Source organism: Micromonospora sp. NPDC050695, from assembly GCF_040654415.1.
GTDB lineage: Bacteria > Actinomycetota > Actinomycetes > Mycobacteriales > Micromonosporaceae > Micromonospora.
The window spans coordinates 22,792-28,791 of the sequence record NZ_JBFAHZ010000065.1; the positions used below are offsets into that span (position 1 = coordinate 22,792).

The 6,000-nt window shown below is 71.6% G+C and carries 5 protein-coding genes; 4 read left to right on the forward strand and 1 reads right to left on the reverse strand.

Annotated elements, in window-relative coordinates:
* The first annotated feature begins 76 nt into the window (after window positions 1–76).
* The 3 genes from cysC to galT all read left to right on the forward strand — a co-directional run bounded on the left by cysC (window position 77) and on the right by galT (window position 3,617).
* On the forward strand, window positions 77–1,606 hold the full coding sequence (gene cysC, locus AB0H52_RS28600; RefSeq protein ID WP_151491135.1) for an adenylyl-sulfate kinase: 1,530 nt from the start codon (window positions 77–79) through the stop codon (window positions 1,604–1,606).
* A 116-nt stretch (window positions 1,607–1,722) separates the two neighbouring features.
* Window positions 1,723–2,547, forward strand: a complete 825-nt coding sequence (locus AB0H52_RS28605) for a DeoR/GlpR family DNA-binding transcription regulator (RefSeq protein ID WP_357951323.1) — start codon at window positions 1,723–1,725, stop codon at window positions 2,545–2,547.
* Entirely contained in the window at window positions 2,544–3,617 is a 1,074-nt protein-coding gene (gene galT, locus AB0H52_RS28610) for a galactose-1-phosphate uridylyltransferase (RefSeq protein WP_151491134.1), read from the forward strand. Before AB0H52_RS28605 ends, galT begins: the two co-directional genes overlap by 4 nt.
* 278 nt (window positions 3,618–3,895) lie before the next feature.
* Here the strand turns inward: galT and AB0H52_RS28615 are convergent, their stop codons facing one another.
* Window positions 3,896–5,110 carry an NADP-dependent isocitrate dehydrogenase gene (locus tag AB0H52_RS28615; protein ID WP_151491133.1) on the reverse strand — a complete coding sequence of 405 codons (1,215 nt, stop codon included), beginning with the start codon at window positions 5,108–5,110 and terminating at the stop codon, window positions 3,896–3,898.
* 137 nt (window positions 5,111–5,247) lie between these two features.
* Here AB0H52_RS28615 and AB0H52_RS28620 point away from each other — a divergent pair, with 137 nt between their 5' ends.
* On the forward strand, window positions 5,248–5,775 hold the full coding sequence (locus AB0H52_RS28620; protein ID WP_357951319.1) for an MBL fold metallo-hydrolase: 528 nt from the start codon (window positions 5,248–5,250) through the stop codon (window positions 5,773–5,775).
* Window positions 5,776–6,000: the final 225 nt, after the last annotated feature.

The window sequence follows — 6,000 nt, forward strand, 5'->3', positions numbered from 1 at the left end:
GGTCGTGGAGTGGCGCCCTCGACCGATTGGCCGTCGGCTGCGAAACTGTGTGCCGGTCAGCGAGTGGGGGGTGTGGATGAGCAACGGCTGGGTGCTGCCCGACGAGGTGCTCCGGGGCGCGCCGGCGTACACGCCGCGTCCCGGTGAGCTGGCGGATCTTGAGCTGCTGCTGACCGGCGCGTACGCCCCGCTGACCGGTTTCATGACCCGCGCCGACCTGGTCTCGGTCAGCCGCCGTGGCCGGTTGGCCGACGGCACTCCGTGGCAGGTCGCGGTGACCCTCCAGGTGCCGACCGCGCTGGCCCAGGGCTTCGATCCCCGCGACCCGGCCCGCCGGGCGCTGGTGCTGACCGACGGCGAGGGCGCGCCCGTCGCCGGCCTGGACGTGTCGGACGTCTGGCCGGTGCGCGACGGCGTGGCCGGCGTCGGTGGCCAGGTCCGGCGGCTGGGCGACGGCGGCCACGGCCCGTTCCATCGGTTGCGCCGCAGCCCGGAGGAGGTGCGCGCGCTGCTGCCCCCGGGCCGGGTGCTCGGCGTGATCGCCGACCGGCCCCTGCACCGGCCGCAGCTCGCCCAGATCGCCCACGCCGCCCGTACCCTGGCCGCGCACCTGCTGGTGATGATCCCGGTCGGTGAGGGCGGAGTCGGTGGGCTCACCCCGGAGGCACTGGTCCGCACGATCTTCGCCGCCCGGGACCGGATGCCGCCCGCCACCCTGGTCGCGGTGCCGTTGTCGCACCGGCGGGAGGAGATCAGCGACGCGCTGCTGCGCGCCCGGGTCTCCGCCGCGTACGGGGTCACCCACCTGCTCTCCACCGGTGAGATGCTCTCCGGTGCCGGGCTGCGGGTGCTGGTGCCGCGCGAGCTGGCGTACGACAACCGGGACGGGCAGTGGCGGTGGCGGGAGGACATCCCGCCGCGCAACCGTCGCCTCGCGCTGACCCAGGATGAAATCGACGATCTGCTCGACCGGGGTTTCCCGCTGCCGGAGTGGCACACCCCGCCGGCGGTGGCGAAGGAGTTGGCCAAGGCCCGTCCGGCGCGCCGGCATCGCGGGCTGGTGGTCTTCCTGACCGGGCTCTCCGGCTCCGGCAAGTCGACCATGGCCCGGGGGCTGACGGACGCGTTGCGGGAGAGCGGCGAGCGGACGGTGACCCTGCTCGACGGGGACGTGGTGCGCCGGGAGCTCTCCGCCGGGCTGGGCTACAGCAAGGCCGACCGGGATCTCAACGTCCGCCGGATCGGCTGGGTGGCCGCCGAGATCGCCCGACACCGGGGGGTCGCCGTGTGCTGCCCCATCGCCCCGTACGCGGCGGCCCGCGCCACCGCCCGGGAGATGGCCCTGGCCGCCGGGGCGGGCTTCGTGCTGGTGCATGTCTCCACCCCGCTGGAGGTGTGCGAGCAGCGGGACCGTAAGGGCCTGTACGCGCGGGCCCGCGCCGGCCTGCTCACCGGGATGACCGGTATCGACGACCCGTACGAGGTGCCGACGGACGCCGATCTGGTGCTGGACACCACCGATGTGAGCGTGCCGGAGGCGGTGGAGGCGGTGCTGAGCCACCTGACCGAGACCGGCTGGGTCGAATTGAAGATCCCCTCCAGCTGAGGCGTCGTCGCACCCCCCTTTTCTTCCGCCGGTACCCGCCACGCGCTAGTGTTCATCTTTGTTGGAACACGTTCGACCGCGTGAGAGTACGTGTGGACCCCGGGGAGGCACGGCAGATGCTCGCTCAGCAGCGGCAGACGGCCATCCTGGAGCGGGTCCGGTCCGCCGGCGGTGTCCGGGTGACCGACCTGGCCACCGAGTTCGGCGTCTCCGACATGACGATCCGGCGCGATCTGGAGGCGCTGCACGAGCGCGGCCTGCTGGCCAAGGTGCACGGCGGCGCCACGACGGCCGGCCCGAGTTCGACCGACGAGCCCGGCTTCCACGCCAAGTCGGTCCGCCAACTGGCGGAGAAGGCGGCCATCGCCGACCGGGCGGCACAGCTCGTCCGGCCCGGCGCGGCGGTCGCGCTGTCCGCCGGCACCACCACCGCCGAACTGGCCCGGAGGCTGGTGGACGTGCCCGGCCTGACCGTGGTGACGAACTCCCTGCCGGTGGCCGAGATCCTGCACGCCGGCGGTCGACCGGACCAGACGGTCGTGCTCACCGGCGGCGTACGCACACCGTCGGACGCGTTGGTCGGCCCCCTCGCGGTCGACGCCATCCGGACGCTGCACCTGGATCTGCTCTTCCTGGGCGTGCACGGCATCACCGAACGGGCCGGCTTCACCACCCCCAACCTCATGGAGGCGGAGACCGACCGGGCGTTGGTGGCGGCGGCCGACCGGCTGGTGGTGCTCGCCGACCACACCAAGTGGGGCACCGTGGGCATCTCCTCGATCGTCGCGCTGGCGGCGGCACACGTACTGGTCAGCGACGAGGCGTTGCCTCCGCCCGCGCGACGGGTACTCGACGAACAGGTGGGTGAACTGATCATCGTGAAGGCGACGGGGGCAGGCCGCGCGACGCGCACGCCGACGAGTGAGGGGACGGCGCCGTGAAGCGCACCGCGATCGACCTGGCCGACGGCCGGGAGCTGATCTACTTCGACGAGCGCGACGACGCCGTACGCGACCAGCCGGACCGCCGCGACCTGCCGCCGCCGCCGCCCGCCTCCCAACTGCGCTACGACCCGCTGACCGACGAATGGGTGGCGGTGGCCGTGCACCGGCAGACCCGCACCTTCCTCCCGCCGGCGAACGAGTGCCCGCTCGACCCGTCCGTCGGTGACCGGCTGACCGAGATCCCGGCCCCCGACTACGACGTGGTCGTCTTCGAGAACCGGTTCCCGTCGCTGAGTGGACGGGTGGCCGACGAACCCGGGGAGATCACGCCGTTCACACCGGTCCGCCCCGGCCTGGGCAGGTGCGAGGTGGTCTGCTTCACCTCGGACCACAACGCCTCGTTCGCCAGCCTCCCCCCGAGCCGGGTCCGCACCGTGCTGGACGCGCTCGCCGACCGGACCGAGGTGCTCGGCGAGCTGCCGGGTGTGGAGCAGGTGTTCTGCTTCGAGAACCGGGGCGTGGAGATCGGTGTCACGCTGCACCACCCGCACGGGCAGATCTACGCGTACCCCTTCGTGACGCCGCGCACCCGGGCGCTGCTGGCCGCGGCCCGCCGGCACGCCGAGCGGACCGGCGGCAACCTGTACGCGGACGTGCTGGCCGCCGAACGCGCCTCCGGCGACCGGGTGGTCACCGAGAACGAGCACTGGACGGCGTTCGTCCCGGCGGCGGCCCGCTGGCCGTTCGAGGTGCACGTGGCGCCACGCCGGGTGGTGCCGGACATCCCGGCGCTCAGCGACAGCGAGCGGGACGCCTTCGGGCCGCTCTACCTGGATCTGCTGCGCCGCTTCGACGGGCTGTTCGACATGCCGATGCCGTACATCTCGGCGTGGCACCAGGCGCCGGTGCGGGTCGACCGCGAGTTGGGCCACCTGCACCTGCAGCTGTTCAGCATCCGGCGGGCCACGGACAAGCTGAAGTACCTGGCGGGCTCCGAGTCCGGGATGGGTGTCTTCATCAACGACATCTCGCCGGAGCGGGCCGCCGAATTGCTGCGCGCCGCCTGACCCCCCGGCGGGGAACAGGGCGCGGGGGGCCCGGGACAGGGCCCCCCGCAGGGAAGGGACGGCTGGCTGTGCACGACACAGCCGGGAAGGCTGGCTGATCGGCAGGCGTTGCCGCGAGGCGACCGAAGTCAACCTTCCTGGACGCGACTGGCATCTCGTCCACCCTGGTCAACGAGGCGCGCCGGGCGCGGTGACGCCGAGGCCGTGTGTCGAGCACTGGACACGCCGGAGCCCGCCGACACCTGCCGACGGGCTCCGGTGCTGTGGTATCTGCCGGCTCAGGCGAGCTTGCGGGCCAGGTTCTCGTCGAGCGCGTTCATGAACTCGTCGGTGGTCAGCCACGGGGCGTCGCGCGAGATGAGCAGCGCGAGGTCCTTGGTCATCTGGCCGCCCTCGACGGTGTCGACGATGACCTGCTCCAGGGTGTTGGCGAACTCGGTGACCGCCGGCGTGCCGTCCAGCTTGCCCCGGTGGGCCAGGCCCCGGGTCCAGGCGTAGATCGACGCGATGGGGTTGGTCGAGGTCTTCTCGCCCTTCTGGTACTGCCGGTAGTGCCGGGTGACCGTGCCGTGCGCGGCCTCCGCCTCGACGGTACGGCCGTCCGGGGAGAGCAGGACGGAGGTCATCAGACCCAGCGAGCCGAAGCCCTGCGCGACGGTGTCGGACTGCACGTCACCGTCGTAGTTCTTGCAGGCCCAGACGTAGCCGCCCTCCCACTTGAGCGCGGCGGCGACCATGTCGTCGATGAGCCGGTGCTCGTAGGTGATGCCGGCGGCGGCGAACTCGTCCTTGAACTCGGTCTCGAACACCTCGGCGAAGATGTCCTTGAACCGGCCGTCGTACGCCTTGAGGATGGTGTTCTTGGTGGACAGGTAGACCGGGTAGTTGCGGTCCAGCCCGTACCGGAACGACGCCCGGGCGAAGTCCCGGATCGACTCGTCGTAGTTGTACATGCCCATGGCGATGCCGCCGCCGGGGAAGTTGGCGACCTCCATCTCCATCGGCGCGCCGCCGTCGGCCGGGGTGTAGGTGATGGTCACCGTGCCCGGGCCGGGGACGACGAAGTCGGTGGCCTTGTACTGGTCACCGTGGGCGTGCCGGCCGATGATGATCGGCTTGGTCCAGCCGGGGACCAGCCGCGGCACGTTGGACATGATGATCGGCTCGCGGAAGACCACGCCACCGAGGATGTTGCGGATGGTGCCGTTGGGCGACCGCCACATCTTCTTCAGGCCGAACTCCTCCACCCGGGCCTCGTCCGGGGTGATGGTCGCGCACTTGACGCCGACGCCGTGCTCCTTGATGGCGTTGGCGGCGTCAACGGTGACCTGGTCGTCGGTCTCGTCGCGGTGCTGGATCGACAGGTCGTAGTAGTGCAGGTCGACGTCGAGGTAGGGCAGGATCAGCTGCTCCCGGATCTGCTTCCAGATGATCCGGGTCATCTCGTCGCCGTCGAGCTCCACGACCGGGTTGTTTACCTTGATCTTCGCCATCGGCCGGCGCTCCTCTCGGGGGACACGTGCTCAAGCAGTACGAGCGTACTGCAATTGGGCCGGCAGCCCCCAGCCGGCCTCGACCGGCCGGCGGAAACCGGGCTGCGCAGCACGGAAATGCTTGGCATCATCGCCCGATGCCAGTGAGCCGCACCCTCGGGTCTATCACGGTCACTGCCCTCACCGACTCCGAGGGTGCCTTCATCCAGCCCCGGACGCAGGCGTTCCCGCACGCCACGGCGGCCCAGTGGGCGGAGGCCGACCGGCGCGACCCGGCCTCGGTGACCGCCGACGGGCAGTGGTGGCTGACGTTCCGCAGCTTCGCGATCCGCTCCGGCGACGGGCCGGTCACCCTGATCGACGCCGAGCTCCGGGTGGTCGACGGTGCGACAAACCTGACCCCGGCGGTACGACTGCTGCCCACCCCCGGCCACACGCCCGGCCACCAGTCGGTGCTCGTGACCTCGGTCGACGACCGGATGCTGCTCACCGGCGACCTGCTGGTGCACATGGTGCAACTCGTCGACCCGGACCTGGCGTACGCCCATGAGGAGGACCGGGAACAGGCCCGCACCTCCCGGCTGACCGCCCTGCGCACCCACTCCCCGACCGTCCTGGCCACCCCCCACCTGAGCGACCCGTTCACCGCCCTGAAGGCCAGTTGATCATGAGGTTGACGAAGGCGTTGATCCCCATCACCCCCGCTAACCTCATGATCAACGGTGGGTAGACCGGTGGGTGGGTGGGCGGGTGTAGGTGGGACTCGGAGGGGCGCGCCGGCGGGGGGGCCGGCCCCACCCCGGATAGGTGGGTTGGGTAGTAAAATGAGGTGATGTTGACCCGCGATTGGGCGGCCGGGGTGGCGGGCGCCCAGAGGGAGTCGCGCGCGG

Coding starts and splice junctions, on each gene's coding strand:
- cysC (WP_151491135.1), top strand. CDS start 77: ATGAGCAACGGCTGGGTGCTGCCCGACGAGGTGCTCCGGGGCGCGCCG.
- AB0H52_RS28605 (WP_357951323.1), top strand. CDS start 1,723: ATGCTCGCTCAGCAGCGGCAGACGGCCATCCTGGAGCGGGTCCGGTCC.
- AB0H52_RS28615 (WP_151491133.1), bottom strand. CDS start 5,110: ATGGCGAAGATCAAGGTAAACAACCCGGTCGTGGAGCTCGACGGCGAC.
- AB0H52_RS28620 (WP_357951319.1), top strand. CDS start 5,248: ATGCCAGTGAGCCGCACCCTCGGGTCTATCACGGTCACTGCCCTCACC.